This is a genomic window from Nonomuraea sp. NPDC001699 (assembly GCF_053596455.1).
Genome location: NZ_JBSFGF010000012.1, coordinates 135,653 through 152,188, shown reverse-complemented (window position 1 = coordinate 152,188; position 16,536 = coordinate 135,653). Strand labels below are relative to the sequence as shown.

Sequence of the window (16,536 nt, the reverse complement as noted above, 5' to 3'; positions counted from 1 at the left end):
CCACACTCACAGTGATGCTGCGAACCGCCGATTTCCGCAACCTGCCGGCCGAGCCGAACCTGTTCGTGGGCCGGGAGTCCGATCTCGATGAGCTGGTGCACCTCAGCCGGGTGTCGCGGGTGGTGACGCTGTGCGGCGCCGGAGGCATCGGCAAGACGCGCCTCGCCCTGCGCCTGGCCGCCAGGGTCGCCTCCGAGCACCCCGACGGCGTGTGGCTGGTCGAGCTGGCCGACCTGGAGAAGGGCGAGCTGCGGGAGCGGGTCGCGGCCGCGCTCGGCGTCGCCGAGGACCTGGCGAACACCGTCGGCGGCCGTCGCGTGCTGCTCGTGCTGGACAACTGCGAGCCGGTGGTCGGCGAGTGCGCCGAGCTCTGCCGCGACCTGCTCGGCGCCTGCCCGAGGCTCACCGTGCTGGCCACCAGCCGCGAGCCGCTGCGCGTGCCGGGCGAGACCGTCTGGCGGGTGCCGCCGCTCTCGCTCGTCGGCGAGGAGAGCGAGGCCGTGCGCCTGTTCGTGACCAGGGCCGGCGCCGCGCGTCCCGGCTTCGAGCTGACCGAGGAGACGTTGCCGCTCGCGGTCGAGCTGTGCCAGGCGCTCGACGGGCTGCCGCTGGCGATCGAGCTGGCCGCCGCGATGGTCCGGGTGTTGTCGGTCAGGCAGCTCGTCGAGCGGCTCGACGACCGGTTCAGGGTGCTGGCGGGCGGCGCCCGTACGGCCCACGCCAGGCACCGTACGCTGCGCGCCGCCGTCGACTGGAGCTACCGGCTGCTCAGCGCCCAGGAACGCCTGCTGCTGCGCCGCGTGGCGGCCTTCCGCTCCTGCTGGACGCTCGACCTGGCCGAAGCGGTGTGCGCGGGCTCCGGCCTGCCCGAGGAGGACGTGCTGCCACGCCTGTGCGACCTGGTCGACAAGTCGCTGGTCGTGCTCGACGGTGAGATCGCCGGCCAGGCCCGTTACCGGCTGCTGGAGACCGTCCGCGAATACGCGCTGGAGCAGCTCGCCGAGTCCGGGGAGGAGGTGACGCTGCGGCGCGCGCACCTGTCCGCCCTCGCCGGGCTGGCCGGGCGGTTCAAGGACGTCCTCGCGCCGGGCGCGCACACGTCGTGGCCCGTGGTCGAGCGCTTCGTCAACCTGTTCGACGGGCTCAAGGCCGAGGTGGGCGCGGCCTGCGACTGGGCCGCGGCCAGCGGCTCCCCGCAGACCGCCCTGCGACTGCTGACCGACGTGCGCTACCTGCTCATGGCCAGCGGACGCCGGCTCGACATCGCCGACCGGCTCGACCGGCTGCTCGCGCTCGACGCCCCCGAGGTGTCCGGGGGATTACGCGGGCAGGCCATGATCCTGCGCGGTGAGCTGGCGCTCGCGGCCGGCGAGACGGAGCTCGCGGCCCGGTGCGTGCAGATCGGGCTGGCGCTGTGCGTCGACGCCCGCGACGCCTACGGCGAGGCCGTGGGCCTGATCATGCTGGCCCAGGCGACCGGCGACCAGGAGCCGCTGACCCCGGCCCTGGAGGCGGCGCGGCGGCGCGGCGACCCGATCCTGGAGTCGCTCGCCCAGGGCACCCGGGCCGACTTCGGCCTGCGGACCGGCCGCCTGCACGAGGCGCGGCGGGCGTTCGAGGAGGTCCTGGCGCTGAGCGAGCGGCTGGACAACCACCTCGGCCAGTCCTACGGCCACGTCGGCCTGGCCCAGATCGCCCGGCGCACCGGCGACCGGGTGGGCGCCAGACGGCACTACGAGGCCGGCCTGCGCCTGGTGCGGCACATCGACGCCCGGCAGCAGATCGTGAGCTGCCTGGCCGGGCTCGGCCGCGTCGCGCTCGACGAGGGCGACCTGGCCGAGGCGCGCACGCGGCTCACCGAGGCGCTGGTGCTCAGCCGCGACGCGGGCCTGCGCGACGGCATCGCGCGGCGGCTGGCGGCCTGGGCGCGCCTGGTGGCCGCCGAGGGCGACGCCCGGCGCGCGGTCCTGCTGTCGGCCGCCTCGCTGGGGCTGCGCGGCCGCCGCCCCGACGCCCGCGCCGAAGAGCTGCTGGCCCCCGCCCGCGACCGGCTCGGCGAGGCCGTGGTGGCGCTGCTGTGGGCCGAGGGCCTGACGATGACGGCCGACCAGGCGGTCTCCTGCGCGCTCGGCGGCCCGCTGCCCGAGCTGCCGGTCGAGCCGGTCGCCCCGGTCGTCCGGGACAGCAGGCTGACGGCCAGGGAACGCGAGATCGCCGAGCTGGTGGCCCGCGGGCTGAGCAACCGGGCCATCGCCGACGAACTGGTGATCAGCCCGGCCACGGCCGCGCGGCACGTCGCCAACATCCTCGGCAAGCTCGGCTTCTCCACGCGTACACAGATTGCCGCATGGATGATCGGCGGACGCTGATCCCGGCGGGTTCTCTACACATCGGCGCCGTCCGGCGCTTACATCGTCGAATGGCCATGTCAGCGCATGTGCCGCCGGGGCCCTGACGCCTACCGTTCTGCCTGTGATCGAACGCGCTCCGCGCTCCCCGTCCTCGCGCCGGGGGCCGCGGCGGCCGGTCGACCGAGGGACGTCACGCGTCCCGACGGAGCCGGGCCTTCTCGGAGGGGTGGGGGCCCGGTTCCCGGACGCGTGACAGCGGGCTCGAGTCGCGCAGGGCTCGGGCCCGCCCACCTCGCCCCTGGGCTGGGGAAATGCACACCGCTCTACATAGATCGGTGGATGCGGCCGGCGCGCGGGCGACCGTACGTTGACGGGCATGACGCCGTCCGCCTCGTCCTCCGGCACCGTGATCCACGAGGTGTTCCGCCGGGCCTACGAGCGGGGCGAGCGGCCGGCGCTCATCGATCTGCGCGGCGGCCACGTCTACGGCTACCGCAGCCTGGTGACCCAGGTGACCAGGGCGGCGTCCGGGCTGGTGCGCAGGGGAGCGCGGCGCGACCAGGTGGTGGGGGTGCTCGTCCCCACGACCGGCACGCAGACGGTGGCCCTGTACACCGTGCTGGCGGCCGGCGGGGTGGCCGCGCCGATCGATCCCGGGCTCGGCGCCGACGAGGTGGCCGGGCTGCTGCGCGAGTGCGACGCCCGCACGCTGATCACCACCCCCGACCTGGCCGGGACGGCGCTCGCGGCGGCCGAGGGCTCCCGCGTGCGCCAGGTGGTCTGCCTCGGCCCGGCGCTCGACACGTTCGACTTCCGCGGCCTGCTCGTGCTGGAGCCGATCGCGCTGCCCGCGCTCGACGCCGAGCGGCAGGACGCGCTGACGTTCCCCGGCGGCGCCCGGCTCACCCACGCCGACCTGCTGGCCAGGATGGACGAGCTCGACGTGCCCGTCGGCCTGAAGGAGTCCGACGTCGTGCTCAGCACGTGGCCGCCCGGCGACGGCGCCGACCTGCCCGCGCTGGTCGGCCTCGCCTTGTCCAAGGGGGCGCTGATCGTGGCCGCGGGCCGCGGTGACCTGCCCGGTCACGGCTACGACGCGGGCGTCACCGTGCTCACCGGCCCGGACGGCACGCTGGAGCGCGTCGGCTGAGTATGCGGACCTGTTACCTGCTCCGCCCTTGACGTCGGCGCGCGCGAAGTGGGTTGATATCCGTTGTTGACAACGTTGTCAAAGGTCACCAACTTCGGGGGAATCGAAGGGAATGGTGTGCGATGCGACGGTGGTTAGCGGCCGTCTCGATCACAATGGCGGGCGTTCTCGGCCTGGCGGGCTGCGGCGGAGGCAGCGGCGGACAGGCCTCCCAGTCGGCCGCGCCGAGCAGCGGCGGCAAGCAGCAGGTGGAGGTCTTCTCCTGGTGGACCGGCCCCGGCGAGGCCGACGGCCTCCAGGCGATGAAGAAGATATTCGAGGACAAGAACCCGAACTACACGTTCTTCGACGCCGCCGTGGCGGGCGGCTCGGGTGACAAGGCCAAGGCGTTGTTGCAGTCGAAGTTGCAGGCCAACACGCCGCCCGACACCTTCCAGGGGCACGCCGGCGCCGAGTTGCAGGGCTACATCAAGGCGGGCAACCTGGAGGACCTGACGTTCCTGTACGACGAACTGAAGCTCAAGGACGTCTTCCCGGCCCAGCTCGTCGAGCAGATCAGCGTCGAGGGAAAGATCTACTCGGTGCCGGTCAACATCCACCGGTCGAACGTCCTGTGGTTCAACCCCAAGGTGCTCAAGGACGCCGGCATCGCGGCCGCGCCCAAGACGATCGAGGAGTTCATCGCCGACCTGGAGAAGGTCAAGGCCAAGGGCAAGATCCCGATCTCCGTCGGCTCGGAGTGGACCGCCACCCACCTGCTGGAGAACGTGCTGCTCGGCTCGCTCGGCACCGACGCCTACAACGCGCTGTTCAAGCCGGGCGCCGACTGGAGCGGCCCGCAGATGACCAAGGCGCTGGAGAACTACGCCAAGATCATGTCGTACGCGGGCGACCCGCAGGACGACTGGCAGCCCGCGGCCAAGCAGGTGGCCGACGGCGAGGCGGCGTTCAACATCATGGGCGACTGGGCCTACGGCTACTTCCACAACCCGCCGGAGGGCGGCCTCGGCAAGACGTCCAAGACGGACTTCGACTGGGCGCCCGCGCCCGGCACCGAGGGCACCTACATGTGGCTGTCGGACAGCTTCACGCTGCCCAAGGGCGCCAAGAACCGGGACGGGGCCGTCGCGTGGCTGAAGGTCGCGGCGAGCAAGGAGGGCCAGGACGCCTTCAACCCCAAGAAGGGCTCCATCCCCGCCCGCAAGGACGCCGACCAGTCGCTCTACACCGACTACCTGGCCGACGCGCTGAAGGACTGGTCGGGCAACAAGCTCGCCGGCTCCATCCAGCACGGCGTCTCGGTGAGCCAGCCGTGGCTGGCCTCGATCAACGAGGCGGTCGGGCTGTTCATCGGCAGCAAGGACGTCAAGGGCCTGCAGCAGGGCCTGGCCGACGCGGCCAAGGCCAACGCTCAGTGACGCATGCGGGTACGGCGGGGCGCTCCCGCCGTACCCGCGCGAAGGGAAACGGTTGTGAGGCGGGCACGCACCTGGCTGCCCGGACTCCTCCTCGTCGCGCCGTCGATCGTGGCGATCGGCGTGTTCGTGTACGGCATGCTGGGCTGGAACTTCCGCCTGGCCATGACCGACCAGCACGATGAGGTGTCCGAGGGCACGTTCGTGGGGCTGAAGAACTTCATCGACATCTGGGACCAGGCGCGCTGGCGCCTCTCCGTGAACCACGCGATCGTGTTCACGATCACGTTCGTGGTGGGGGCGCTGGTGCTGGGCTGGTTCCTGGCGTTCCTCATGGAGAAGGGGATCTGGGGGGAGGGCACGTTCCGGGCGATCTACCTGTTCCCGATGGCCGTGTCGTTCGTCGCGACCGGCATCGTGTGGCGGTGGCTGATGAACTCGGGGACGGGTGAGCGGGCGGTCGGCCTGAACCGGCTGTTCGACGCGATCGGGCTGCCGCAGTGGCAGTGGTTCAGGGATCCGGACTGGGGAATGGCCGCGATGGCGCTCCCCGCGATCTGGCAGATGTCCGGATATGTCATGGCGTTGTTCCTGGCGGGGTTCCGTGGCGTGCCCGAGGAGCTGCGCGAGGCCGCGCGGGTGGACGGCGCCGGCGAGTGGGGCGTCTACCGGCACGTGGTGCTGCCCATGCTCAGGCCGGTCACCCTGTCGGCGCTGATCATCCTCGGACACATCTCGCTCAAGGTCTTCGATCTCATCGTGGCGGTGTCCGGCAAGCAGATCATCACCGACGTGCCCGCCGTGTTCATGTGGGTGGCGGTCTACGACTCGCACGACCCGGCCAAGGGGGCCACGATCGCGTCGTACATCGTGCTCAGCGTGGCGGTGTTCGTGATCCCGTACCTGATCTGGTCGGTGCGCAAGGAGCACAGGCCATGACGGCCGTCGCCGGCGGGCGCCGGAGCAGGTTCGGGGTGGTGCGGTTCTGCCTGCTGCTCGCCCTGGTGGTCGTCGTCCTCGTCCCGATCTACGTGCTGCTGGCCACCAGCTTCAAGCCGCTCACCGAGGCCGACCCCGGCCAGGCGTGGAACCTGCCGAAGACGTGGACCACCGAGGCGTGGCGGGTGGCCTGGGAGAAGCTGGCCCCCGGCCTGTGGAACAGCGTGCTGCTGGCCGTCCCCGGCTCGCTGCTGTCGTGCGCGTTCGGGTCGATGAACGGCTACGTGCTGTCCAAATGGCGCTTCCCCGGCGCGGACGTGCTGTTCACCCTGTTCCTGTTCGGCATGTTCATCCCCTACCAGGGCGTGATGATCCCGCTGGTCAAGCTCATGGTCTGGCTGAACGAGCAGACCGGGCTGCAGGGCGTCTTCTACGGCGGCATCCCGGGCCTGGTGCTCGCGCACGTCGTGTACGGCATCCCCATCTGCACGCTGATCTTCCGGAACTACTACGTCACCATCCCCGACGAGCTGATCGAGGCCTCGCGGGTGGACGGCGCGGGGATGCTGCGCGCGTACTGGTCGGTCGTGCTTCCGGTGTCGTGGCCCGCGATCGCGGTGGTGATCATCTGGCAGTTCACCTCGCTGTGGAACGACTTCCTGTTCGCGGTCTTCATCACCGGGCCGCAGAGCTGGCCGACCACCGTCATGCTCAACAACATCGCCGGGGCCCAGGCCACCCCCTACAGCCAGCAGATGGCCGCCGCCGTCCTGGCCTCCGTCCCGACGATGCTGATCTACGTGCTGCTCGGCCGGTTCTTCATGCGCGGCCTGATGGCGGGGGCGCTGAAGGGCTAGCCGGCCCGCCGCGGACGTGCCTGGGCGACGTCCGCGGCGGGCCCGCTACGCCAGCGATTGGCCGACCAGCGCGTCCCCCAGCGGCGTACGTGCGTAAAGGACGGAACGGCCCGTACGGGTGCCCACGACGAGACCCGTCCGGCGCAGGGCGGCGAGGTGGCCTCCGGTGGCGCCGAGGCTCTGGCCGAGCAGGGCGGCGAGGTGCGTGGTCGTCGCGGGCACGGCCAGCTCGGTGAGGACGCGCGCCCGGGTGCGCCCGATCAGCAGCGCCAGGTCGCCGTCCGGCACGCCGACCCCCGCGCCGGTGCCGCGCGCCGGGTAGACCAGCGCGTTGGGCCAGGACTCCTCCAGGTACGCCCCCACCGAACGGGAGAAGGCCGTCGGCAGGAACAGCAGGCCCTTGCCGCCCAGCACGTGCAGGCCGTGCCGTGTGTGCAGGCGCACCTCGATGTGCCCGTCCTGGCGCCAGCGCACCTGGTCGCTGAGGTCGTCGAGCGCGGCGGCCCAGCCGTAGGCGGCCAGGCGTCCGGCGCGCTGGATCACGTCGCGTTCCAGGATCGTGTGGAAGCGCGGCCAGCTCACCGAGACGATCTCCCGCCACAGGGCCTCGTACGCGTCCGCCAGCACCTGGACCACCCGTGGCGAGAACAGCACGTCCCGGAGCTGCTCCGGCAGCGGCGGAAGTCCCGCCAGCACCTTGGTGACCTCCTTGTGGGCCTGGGCCACCGGGGTCCGGCGCATCGAGGCCAGCTCGGTCTCGAACGGCACGCTCATCCCGGCCGGGGGCGGCGCGATGAAGTCGACGTTCGCGTCGCCCTTGTTGCCGCTGACCGCCGCGAGCGCGCGCAGCGCCGGATGCCGTCGCACCAGGTCGAGGTACGGGCCACGCCACCGCTCCACCCACCGGCGGTGCACGCCCGGTTCGTTCCTGCCGTCGAGCGTCCAGTGGGCGTGCATGGTCTCGATCAGCGGCGAGATCGCGAACCGGCTGGCCACCAGGTCCTGCGGGGACACCTGGATCTTCACTGCCATCTTTCGGTTATATCCGAAACTATGGCCCTGCCGGGAGCCGGTTCAGCAGCATCGGGGGTGTGAGAGCGGCGACGTACGGCGACGTGTTCGCCGTCAAGGAGTTCCGGGTGTTGTTCGGCAGCTTCGCGCTGCTCGTCACCGGGGACTCGATCAAGATGCTGGCCCTGTCCGTGCTGGTGTACGCGCGTACCGGGTCGCCGGGGTTGTCGGCGGCGGCGTACATGGCGGGGTGGCTGCCGTACATCGTGGGCGGGATGTTCCTGCTGTCGCTGGCCGACCGGCTGCGGCCCCGGGCGCTGATGGTGACCGGCGAGCTGGTCAGGGCGGCGGTGTGCCTGCTGCTCGCCTACGCCGGGCTGCCGGTGTGGGCGATGCTGGCGCTGGTGCTGGTCAGCGGGCTGTTCTCGCCGGTCTTCGGCGCGGCCAGGTCGGCGGCGCTGCCGGACGTGCTGCCGGGGGACGCGTTCGTGCTCGGGCGGTCGGTGCTCGGGGTCGCCTCGGCGGCCTCGCAGGTCGGCGGGCTCGCGGCCGGGGGCGCCTTCCTCGCCTTCGCCGGGGCGCCCGGCGCGCTGGCCGCCACCGCCGCGCTGGCGGTGGCCGGCGCGGTGGTGCTCCGCCTCGGCCTGCCCGACCGGCCGGCCCGGACCGCCTCGGGAAGGGGCGGGACGGGGGCCATGCGGCAGACGTTGCGGGTGAACCGGTCGCTGCTGGCCGATCCCCGGGTGCGCGGGCTGCTGCTGGCCGGATGGGTGCCGACGATGTTCCTGGCCGGGGCGGAGGCGATGATCGTGCCGTACCTGGGCGGTCAGGGGCGGGCGGGCGTGGTGCTCGCGGCGGCGGCGGCCGGGATGGCGGTGGGGGAGTTCGCCGTGGGCCGGTTCGCCGCGCCGCCGCTGCGGGAGCGGCTGTCGGCGCCGCTCGCGGTGCTGCTCGGGGTGCCGTGGCTGGCGTTCGCGCTGGGGCCGGGCATCGGGTGGGCCGCGGTGCTGGCCGCGTGCGCGGCGGCGGGGCTGGCGTACCAGCTCGGGTTGCAGCGGCGGTTCGTGGACGCGGTGCCCGAGGAGGGGCGCGGGCAGGCGTTCGGGCTGCAGTCGGCGGGGCTGATGACGGGCCAGGCGGCCGGTGCGGCGCTGGTCGGCGTTTTGGGCGAGTCGATCGGGCCGGGGCCCGCGATCGTGGTGGCGGGGGCGGCGGGCGTCCTGGGGGCGCTGGCCCTGCTCGGGGCCCTGCGCCCGCCGCACCCGGCCCCGCCAAACCCGGCCGCGCCGGCCGGTCACGTCGCGTCGTCCGGTGAGGCTGCGTCGTCCGGTTCCGCCACGTCTGGTGGGGTTACGTCGCCGGGAGTTCGCCGGAACCGCGTGGGATGAGACGTACGGGCAGTTCGACGTGCTCCGGCGGCCCGCCGTCACCGCGCAGGCGGCGGAACAGCAGCTCGGCCGCCACCCGGCCCATCCACGCCGGATCCTGCGCCACCACGCTCACCCCCGGCCGCAGCAGGTCGGCCAGCTCGAAGTCGTCGAACCCCACCAGCGCGAGCCGCCGCCCCTCCAGGACCCGCAGCGCGGTCACGGTGAGCCGCCCGTTCCCGGTGAACAGCGCGGTCGGCGGCGCGTCGAGGGCGAGCATGCGCCGCAGGTCGGCCCGTACGTCGTCCGGGGACGGCGTGCGCATCGCCACCAGCCGCGGGTCGAACAGCCCGCCGAGCGCCCGCCGGTAGCCCGCCAGCCGCTCGGCCGCCGTGTAGATCGCCGGATCGTCCCCCAGGAACGCGATCCTGTGGTGCCCGTACGTGAGCAGGTGCCGTACGGCCTGCTCGGCCCCGCCCGCGTTGTCGGCGAGCACGGTGTCCACGTCGATCCCGGGCTCGGGCGGCCGGTCGGCGAACACCACGGGCGTACCGGTCTCCAGCTCACCCCGCAGGTACGCGTGGTCGTCACCCGCCGGGACGACGATCAGCCCGTCCACCCTGCGCGCGCAGAACGTCTGGACCAGCTCGCGCTCCCGGCCCGGCTCCTCGCCCGACGACCCGCTGAGCAGCAGGCAGCCGTGGTCGATGACGACGTCCTCGACGGCCCTGCTGAGACCGGCGTAGAAGGGGTCGGCGACGTCCTCGATGACCAGCCCGATCGTGGCGGTCATGCCGGTGCGCAGCCCCCGGGCGCTCTCGTTGCGGCTGTAGCCCAGCCGGTCGATGGCCGCCCGCACCCGCTCGGCGGTCGCCGGATGGACGCCGGGTTCGTCGTTGACGACGCGCGAGACGGTCTTGAGCGCCACGCCCGCCGCCGACGCGACGTCCTTCATCGTCGGTCTCACGCATGGATCATGTCCTACTCCACCCAGGCGGACAACGCTGTCAGACGCCTGTGCCAGAGTAGGTGCCCTATGCCGTTGAGACACGCCTTGCTGGTGGCCGGGTTCGTGCTGGCCGCGCTCAACCTGCGGCCCGCCATCGCCGGCCTGTCGCCGCTCCTCGACGAGATCATGAAGGACCTGGGGCTGTCGCCGTCGGCCGGCGGCGCGATCACCACTGTCATGGTGGTCTGCCTGGGCGTGTTCGGCCCGCTCGCGCCGCTGCTCGCGCGGCGCATCGGCCTGGACAGGACGCTGCTGGCCGGCCTGCTCGTGGTCGCGGCGGGCGAGATGCTGCGCGGGCTCGACGGCGTTCCCATGCTCTACCTGGGCTCCGCGCTGGCCGCCACCGCCATCGCCGTCATGAACGTCTCCATGCCCGGCATCGTGAAGCAGCACTTCCCGACCCGGGTCAACCTGTTCACCGGCGTCTACGTCTCGGCCGTGGTCGCCGGCGCGGCCGGGGCCTCGGCCCTGGTGATCCCGCTGGAGCGGGCCACCGGCTTCGACTGGCGCGGCGTCTCGGCGCTGCTCGCCGTGCCCGCGCTGGTCGCGGCCCTGCTCTGGCTGCCGCAGGCGGTCCGGGGGAGGGCGGCCGAGCAGGGCGGCCCGAGACCGTTCGGCGCCATCCTGCGCAGCCGGGTCACCTGGTACGTGACCGCCCTCATGGGCCTGCAGTCGCTCACCTTCTACGTCATGCTGGCCTGGCTGCCGACGATCTTCCTCGACGCCGGCCTGCCCGCCGACCAGGCCGGCTACCTGCTCAGCCTGACGAACCTGGTCCAGGTCGCCACCTCGCTCGCGGTGCCGGTGCTGGCCGGCCGCCGGGCCTCGCAGGTGCCGTACGTGGTGGGCGCGGGCGTGCTGACCGTGTTCGGCTACCTCGGCGTGCTGCTGGCCCCGGCCACCGTGCCGTGGTTGTGGATGATCGTGCTCGGCGTCGGCCAGGGGGCCTCGTTCGCGCTGGCGCTGCTGATCATCGCGCTGCGCCCGGCCGATCCCGCCGGCGTGACCGCGCTGTCGGCCGTGTCCCAGTCGGTGGGGTACCTGGTGGCCGCGCTGGGCCCGCTGCTGTTCGGCTACCTCAGGGAGCTCTCGGGCGGCTGGACCCTGCCGCTGACGGTCGGCCTGGGCGTCCTCGGAGCGCAGCTGGTGGCTGGATGGCTGGCCGGACGCCCTGCTACCTTAGGTAAGGCTAACCTGTAGAAGGGATTCGCGGCGTGCTGACCGAGGCTCTCCAGCGCCTGGCCGACGGCCGGGGCGGCGTCATCGGGGTCGAGCCCGGCCTCGTGATCGACCCCGACGAGAGCTGGACGGCCGCCGCCGATCTCGTGCGGGAGCCGTACACGCTGCTGGAAGAGCTGGTCGCGCAGACGGCGGCGCGCTGGAACGCGCCGAGGCACGTCGGCGCGGCGCTGTTCTGGAAGACCTTCGGCTACTGGCACAGCCTGCCCATGGCGCTCGGCTGGGCCCTCGACGGCCGCGTCCCGGTCATGCGGCTGGCCGACACCTATTTCAAGGTCTCCGACGCCGGCGTGACGATCGCCGCCAGCCGGGTGACCTGGGGCACGGGCGTCGAGCCCATCCGTGAGTCGCTGGCCGAGGCGCAGCAGCCGCTGGTCAAGGCCATCAGCGTGCTCGCCAAGGTCGGCGAGCGCACGCTGTGGGGCTCGACCGCCGAGGCGTTCGCCCATCCGCTGGTCACCATCGTCGAGGGCGACTACATGGCCCTGCTCACCGAGATCGGCAGGCCGGTCGACGGGCTGGTCGAGCCCGCCGACGACGGCTACTTCCGCAGGACGTGCTGCCTGTGGATCACCCTGCCCGACGTCGAGGCGTGCGGGAGCTGCTGCGTGCTCAGGCCACCGCGACAGGCTCGTCCATAGGACGCAGCTCGTCGGCGTAGCTCACCGAGACGCGGCGCATGACGCCGCTGTCGTCGATCGAGTACTGGCCGAGCCGCCACAACGGCGGCGAGTAGGCGTGGATCGAGACGCTCTCGCCCTCCGCGCCGCCGAGCCGGTGGATGTGGTCGGGCCCGAACGAGAACGACTGCCCGGCGGGCACCACGGTCTCCAGGTGCTCGCCGCCGATGCGCGGGTTGCTCTCCTGCAACGCCCCCTGCACGACGTGCACCGCGCCCGAGGAGATGTCGTGGTCGTGCCAGCCCGTGTCGTCCTCGGGACGCCAGCACAGCACCCAGACGTCCACGTAGGCGTCCCGGTACAGGGAGGCGTAGTGCCGTCCGCCGTCGGTCGGGAAGTCGACCATCTCGCGCCACTCCTGCGGGTTGGCGGCCAGCTCGTCGACCAGGTCGCGCAGCTCACGCCGGTCGAGCGCGCGCTCCGGCAGCCCGGCACACACGCCGCCGCCCTGGGTCTGGATGTCACTCACGTACGAGTCTCCTTTCTGTATCTCATGGCCGCACTCCGTGCGGCGGCTCGGTCGCCTGAATGCCGGCGCCTTCCCCCGCTCTGGTCGCTTCGCTCCCGCCGCTCCTCCAGGCGCCGGCGCTCCCTCGCGGGTTCAACTGCCTCACTGCGTGAGGCGGCTCGGTCGCCCGCAGGCCGGCGCTCCCTCGCGGGGTCAACCGCCCCACTGCGTGGGGTGGGGTTGATGGCCAGGTGCCGGCGCTCTCTCGCGGGGGTCATGGGTTCGGGAGGGAGAGGAGGCGGCGGGGGTTGGTGGAGCGGATGGCGTGGAGGGCGGCGGCGCCGAGGCCGGGGTCGGGGGCGGTGGCGTACGGGGCGTCGGAGCCGTTGACGACGACGTCGATGCCCAGCTCGCGGACGATCGCGTCGATGGCGCGCGGCCCGTACGAGGACGTCTCCACGTAGAAGCCGGGGTCGACCAGGCCGCGCCCGGTGCCGCCCCGGGCGATGAGCCGCTCGGAGTGCAGCGGCGCCAGGCCCGCCAGCAGCGCGAAGCACACCCGCAGCCGAGGATGCCGGGGCCTGACCACGGCGTGGAAGTGGTGCCAGGACGCGTGCATCTGCTGCACGTACGGCACCAGCGCCGGCCACCACGACGGCGCCCCCGGCGGCGGCGGCACGGCGGCCGGGCCGGGATGCACGAACAGCGGCAGATCCCGCTCGGTGAGCACGTCGAGCAGCCGGTCGTCCGGTACGGCGGTGGCCGGGATCTGCAACCCGACCGCCCCCCGGTCGAGGTCCTTGGCCAGCCGCTCAGGATCGGGCTCGCTGTGACAGGTCGCCGCCCACACCCCGAACGGCCGGCCCAGCGCGAGCGCGCCCTCGTGGTAGGCGTCGATCAGCGGCCAGGCTTCCTCCGGCGGCAGGAACTCCACGCCCAGCGGGCTCGACATCGACACCAGCGCCAGGTCGAGCCCGGTCGTGTCCCGGTGCTCGTGGTCGGCCGGATCGACCTCGTACGGCGGCTCGCCGTCGAGGAGCAGCGTCCAGCCGTCGAGCCGGGGAGGGGCGGTGCGAGCGCGCAGCGCCGCGACGAACGAGTCCGTCCACAGATGCTGATGCACGTCGATGCTCACGATCACACCTCCCTCTATTTCCTACTGAGATTACAGGTAAACGAACTGTACTGCGAAATCAAACCTGTGAACCGTTTCAGTGATACGGTTCAGTGAACCGCTTCACTGTCCTATTTGTCAACGCTTCGCACGTCGAGACCGGACCAAGAAGAAGGACGCGAGCCCGAGCGGGAACCCGGCTTCTGTCGGTGGCAGGCAATAGGCTGGCTGGATGCCGCGGAAGAGAGCGACGATTCGGGAAGTGGCCCGCGCGACCGGTCTGTCTCCGGCGGCCGTCTCCTATGCGCTGCGCGGCATGCAGGTCTCGGAGGAGACGATGGAGCGCGTCCGCGCCGCCGCCGCCGAGCTCGGCTACGAGGCCGACCCCATCGCCAGGGCCCTGGCCAGCGGCCGCACAGGCATGATCGGCCTGCTCTGCGGCTCGCTCGAAGACCTGTGGCAGCAGTCGCTGGCGGTCGGCATCAGCAGGGGCCTGCGGGAGAAAGACCGCTATGCCCTGATCCTCGACGCGGTCGGCGACCCCGAGCGTGAGCGCGTGCTCGCCCAGCAGCTCCGCGACCAGCGCGTCGACGGTCTGATCGTGCAGCCGGTCGATCCGGCCGCGCCGTTCTGGGCCGAGCTGTGCGAGTCGCTGCCCGTCGTCGCGATCGGCGACGCGCTGGCGGGCACGGCGGGCGAGGTCGTCTTCGACAACCGCCGGGGCGTCACGCTGGCCCTCGAACATCTGGCCGGGCTCGGCCACCGCCGGGTCGCCGTGCTCACGCCCACCCAGGCCAGCACGCCCGACCGTCCGGCCGACGTGCACGTCCTGGCCGAGGCCGACCGGCTGGGGCTCGACATCGAGGTCGTCACGGCCCCCCACGACCTGGCCGCGGCCACGTCGGCGGCCCACGAGATCCTCTCCACGTCCAGGCCGGGGGCGGTCTTCTGCTTCGCAGACTCCATCGCCTACGGCGTCTACGCCGCGGCCAAGGAGCTGGGCCTGTCCATCCCCGGCGACGTGTCGGTCATGGGCTACGACGACCATCCCATGTCAGGGCTGCTCACCCCGGGCCTGACCACCGTCGACTGGGACATCGACGGCATCGTCAGGGCCGCGGTGCGCCTCATCGCGGCCGCGGCCGACGGCGGCACCCGGCGCCGCCGCGTCGTCCAGGAGCCGACGCTCAGGGAGCGTGGCTCGGTCGCGCAAGCGCCGCCCGCGCCTCGTCCAGCTCGTCGGTGAGCCGGCCGTCGGGCCGCGCCCCCTTGCGGGCCCGTACGGCGGCGGCGCGCTCGCAGGCCAGCACGATCTCCAGCGGTTCGAGGCAGCGCAGCGCATGGCGGGCGGCCTGGGTGGCGAAACCGGCGTGGTCCTCGGTGCCCAGCGAGATCACCGCGGTCCCGGTCGTCACGGGGGCCGCGAGGTGGCGCAGCTCGGCCAGGGCGTCCTGGGCCACGTACTCCAGGATCATGAGGCCGGAGGCGCCCGGCCGGTCGGCCAGGAACGGGAGCTGCCCGGTGTAGGCGGGGTTCATGAGGGTGGCCAGGCGGGCGGTGCTGAGCTGGGCGGTATGGGCCAGCGCGGCCCGCAGCGCGTCGAGGGCCAGGGACACCGGGGCCGAGTGGAAGTTGCCGTTGTGCCAGGCCAGGGTGCCGGTGACGAGCGGGTTCTCGGTGGCGGCGTTCAGGTCGGTCTCGACGGTCGCGGTGGCGCGCTCCAACGCGTCCACGGCCGCGCCGTGCACCTGCGCGAAGGCGCGGTAGCCGTACGGGTCCTGGACGCGGGGGGCCGGTTCGTGGGCGAGCAGGCCGCGCAGGCGTCCGGCCACGCGCGACTGGCCCGCGTGCGGTCTGGCCTCCTGGACGGGGGCGGCCAGGGGCTCGGCGGAGGCGTCCACGGCGGTGAAGGACAGCGCGGCCACCTCCACGGTGGCCTCCAGCAGCTCGCCCAGGCGATGGCAGGCCAGGGCGGCGTCGGCCAGCGTGGCCGCGCCCGAGCTGATGAAGGGCAGCGCGTCGCCGGAGGCGAGCGCGAAGCGCGGCCCGGCCGCCTCCTCGCCCGCCCGCCGCCAGGGCACCTCGCCCAGCAGGCACAGGGCCGTGGTGGCGAGCGCGGTCAGGTCGCCGGTGCCGATCGCGCCGTACGTGCGGACCGGCGGCGTGAACCCCCCGGCGACCGCGTCGGCCAGGACGGGCAGCACGGCCGGGTCGATGCCCGAACCGCCCGCCATGAGCTGGTTGAGCCGCACGACGAGCATCGCCCGCGCACGTTCGGCCTCCACCAGGGGGCCTGCTCCGCAGGCGTGGCTGCGCAGCAGATCGAGACCGGGGGAGTCGAGCCGGACGTCCCGGTTGGCGCCCACGCCCGTGCTGCGGCCGTAGACCGGGCCGGTCAGCCCCTGGGCGGTGGCCCACGAGGCCCGGGCCCGATCGAGGGAGCCGATCGTGACCCGGGCCCGGCCGTGGGCGGCGTCGTGTACCTGGGCGCAGGTCAGGCCCGCGCCGTTGAGCTGCATGGGGAGGGGGTCAGTCGTTGTCGGAGATGAACAGGCCGAGCAGCCAGCTGACGACGCTGATGATGATCGCGCCCCAGAAGGCGGCGGGGTAGAAGTTGTCGACGTGGAAGGGGATGTCGAACTGACCGGCGATCCAGCTCGTCAGCAGCAGCATGGCCGCGTTGATGACGAGGAGGAACAACCCCAGGGTCAGCACGATGACCGCGCAGCCCAGTGCCTTGACGATCGGCTTCACGATGGCGTTGACGACGCCGAAGATCAGGGCCACGAGGAGCAGGACGCCCCAGTACTTGGCCGAGTTCTCGGGGGCTGTGATCTTGATGCCGTCGAGGAACTGGATGGCGACCCAGAGGGCGGCGGCCGCGGCCACGGTTCTGATGATGAATCTCACGCTGGTTGATCCTCCCACTTCGCGATCGCCGGCGCGATAGACGGAC

General features: G+C 72.7%; 15 protein-coding genes. 9 read left to right on the top strand and 6 right to left on the bottom strand.

Going from position 1 to position 16,536, the window contains the following annotated elements; genetic code table 11:
* Positions 1-14: 14 nt before the first annotated feature.
* From ACWCSU_RS31870 to ACWCSU_RS31850, 5 genes are all read left to right on the top strand, one after another.
* Positions 15-2,369 carry an ATP-binding protein gene (locus ACWCSU_RS31870; protein ID WP_449939946.1) on the top strand — a complete coding sequence of 785 codons (2,355 nt, stop codon included), beginning with the start codon at positions 15-17 and terminating at the stop codon, positions 2,367-2,369.
* Positions 2,370-2,727: 358 nt separating this feature from the next.
* Positions 2,728-3,501, top strand: a complete 774-nt coding sequence (locus ACWCSU_RS31865; RefSeq protein WP_449939945.1) for an AMP-binding protein — start codon at positions 2,728-2,730, stop codon at positions 3,499-3,501.
* A gap of 122 nt (positions 3,502-3,623) precedes the next feature.
* Positions 3,624-4,919: an ABC transporter substrate-binding protein gene (locus ACWCSU_RS31860; protein WP_364084932.1), complete on the top strand. Its 1,296-nt coding sequence runs from the start codon at positions 3,624-3,626 to the stop codon at positions 4,917-4,919.
* Positions 4,920-4,973: 54 nt separating this feature from the next.
* The gene (locus ACWCSU_RS31855) at positions 4,974-5,855 is read left to right on the top strand and encodes a carbohydrate ABC transporter permease (RefSeq protein ID WP_449939944.1); all 882 of its coding nucleotides are present in this window, start codon (positions 4,974-4,976) and stop codon (positions 5,853-5,855) included.
* On the top strand, positions 5,852-6,712 hold the full coding sequence (locus ACWCSU_RS31850; RefSeq protein WP_357697760.1) for a carbohydrate ABC transporter permease: 861 nt from the start codon (positions 5,852-5,854) through the stop codon (positions 6,710-6,712). The genes ACWCSU_RS31855 and ACWCSU_RS31850 overlap by 4 nt, the downstream gene beginning before the upstream one ends.
* Positions 6,713-6,757: 45 nt before the next feature.
* Here the strand turns inward: ACWCSU_RS31850 and ACWCSU_RS31845 are convergent, their stop codons facing one another.
* Positions 6,758-7,744, bottom strand: coding sequence for an ArsR family transcriptional regulator (locus ACWCSU_RS31845; RefSeq protein WP_449939943.1), 987 nt, complete (start codon positions 7,742-7,744; stop codon positions 6,758-6,760).
* A 59-nt stretch (positions 7,745-7,803) separates the two neighbouring features.
* Here ACWCSU_RS31845 and ACWCSU_RS31840 point away from each other — a divergent pair, with 59 nt between their 5' ends.
* On the top strand, positions 7,804-9,111 hold the full coding sequence (locus ACWCSU_RS31840; protein ID WP_449939942.1) for an MFS transporter: 1,308 nt from the start codon (positions 7,804-7,806) through the stop codon (positions 9,109-9,111).
* Here ACWCSU_RS31840 and ACWCSU_RS31835 read toward each other — a convergent pair.
* Positions 9,074-10,057, bottom strand: coding sequence for a LacI family DNA-binding transcriptional regulator (locus ACWCSU_RS31835; RefSeq protein ID WP_397037722.1), 984 nt, complete (start codon positions 10,055-10,057; stop codon positions 9,074-9,076). The genes ACWCSU_RS31840 and ACWCSU_RS31835 overlap by 38 nt on opposite strands.
* A 75-nt stretch (positions 10,058-10,132) precedes the next feature.
* Between ACWCSU_RS31835 and ACWCSU_RS31830 the strand changes: the two genes are divergently transcribed.
* Both ACWCSU_RS31830 and ACWCSU_RS31825 read left to right on the top strand, forming a co-directional pair.
* Complete coding sequence (locus ACWCSU_RS31830) at positions 10,133-11,299, top strand: CynX/NimT family MFS transporter (RefSeq protein WP_449939939.1); 1,167 nt, start codon at positions 10,133-10,135, stop codon at positions 11,297-11,299.
* A gap of 14 nt (positions 11,300-11,313) precedes the next feature.
* The gene (locus ACWCSU_RS31825; RefSeq protein ID WP_449939937.1) at positions 11,314-11,979 is read left to right on the top strand and encodes a hypothetical protein; all 666 of its coding nucleotides are present in this window, start codon (positions 11,314-11,316) and stop codon (positions 11,977-11,979) included.
* On the opposite strand, the gene ACWCSU_RS31820 is transcribed toward ACWCSU_RS31825, so the two are convergent.
* Together ACWCSU_RS31820 and ACWCSU_RS31815 are read right to left on the bottom strand one after the other, a co-directional pair.
* Positions 11,951-12,487 (bottom strand): cysteine dioxygenase, encoded by a 537-nt coding sequence (locus ACWCSU_RS31820; protein ID WP_449939936.1) that lies wholly within the window; start codon positions 12,485-12,487, stop codon positions 11,951-11,953. The two genes, ACWCSU_RS31825 and ACWCSU_RS31820, sit on opposite strands and share 29 nt — an antisense overlap.
* Positions 12,488-12,740: 253 nt before the next feature.
* The gene (locus ACWCSU_RS31815) at positions 12,741-13,601 is read right to left on the bottom strand and encodes an amidohydrolase family protein (RefSeq protein ID WP_449939935.1); all 861 of its coding nucleotides are present in this window, start codon (positions 13,599-13,601) and stop codon (positions 12,741-12,743) included.
* A gap of 241 nt (positions 13,602-13,842) precedes the next feature.
* On the opposite strand from ACWCSU_RS31815, the gene ACWCSU_RS31810 reads away from it, so the two are divergent.
* Positions 13,843-14,826 (top strand): LacI family DNA-binding transcriptional regulator, encoded by a 984-nt coding sequence (locus tag ACWCSU_RS31810; protein WP_449939932.1) that lies wholly within the window; start codon positions 13,843-13,845, stop codon positions 14,824-14,826.
* Here the strand turns inward: ACWCSU_RS31810 and ACWCSU_RS31805 are convergent.
* Positions 14,768-16,099: an aromatic amino acid ammonia-lyase gene (locus ACWCSU_RS31805; RefSeq protein WP_449939931.1), complete on the bottom strand. Its 1,332-nt coding sequence runs from the start codon at positions 16,097-16,099 to the stop codon at positions 14,768-14,770. The genes ACWCSU_RS31810 and ACWCSU_RS31805 overlap by 59 nt on opposite strands.
* 10 nt (positions 16,100-16,109) lie before the next feature.
* Positions 16,110-16,490, bottom strand: a complete 381-nt coding sequence (locus tag ACWCSU_RS31800; RefSeq protein ID WP_449939930.1) for a phage holin family protein — start codon at positions 16,488-16,490, stop codon at positions 16,110-16,112.
* Positions 16,491-16,536 lie beyond the last annotated feature (46 nt).

What these genes read in the sequence shown, in the direction of transcription:
- ACWCSU_RS31870 (WP_449939946.1), top strand. Translation starts at nt 15, where the DNA reads ATGCTGCGAACCGCCGATTTCCGCAACCTGCCGGCCGAGCCGAACCTG.
- ACWCSU_RS31865 (WP_449939945.1), top strand. Translation starts at nt 2,728, where the DNA reads ATGACGCCGTCCGCCTCGTCCTCCGGCACCGTGATCCACGAGGTGTTC.
- ACWCSU_RS31850 (WP_357697760.1), top strand. Translation starts at nt 5,852, where the DNA reads ATGACGGCCGTCGCCGGCGGGCGCCGGAGCAGGTTCGGGGTGGTGCGG.
- ACWCSU_RS31860 (WP_364084932.1), top strand. Translation starts at nt 3,624, where the DNA reads ATGCGACGGTGGTTAGCGGCCGTCTCGATCACAATGGCGGGCGTTCTC.
- ACWCSU_RS31845 (WP_449939943.1), bottom strand. Translation starts at nt 7,744, where the DNA reads ATGGCAGTGAAGATCCAGGTGTCCCCGCAGGACCTGGTGGCCAGCCGG.
- ACWCSU_RS31805 (WP_449939931.1), bottom strand. Translation starts at nt 16,099, where the DNA reads ATGCAGCTCAACGGCGCGGGCCTGACCTGCGCCCAGGTACACGACGCC.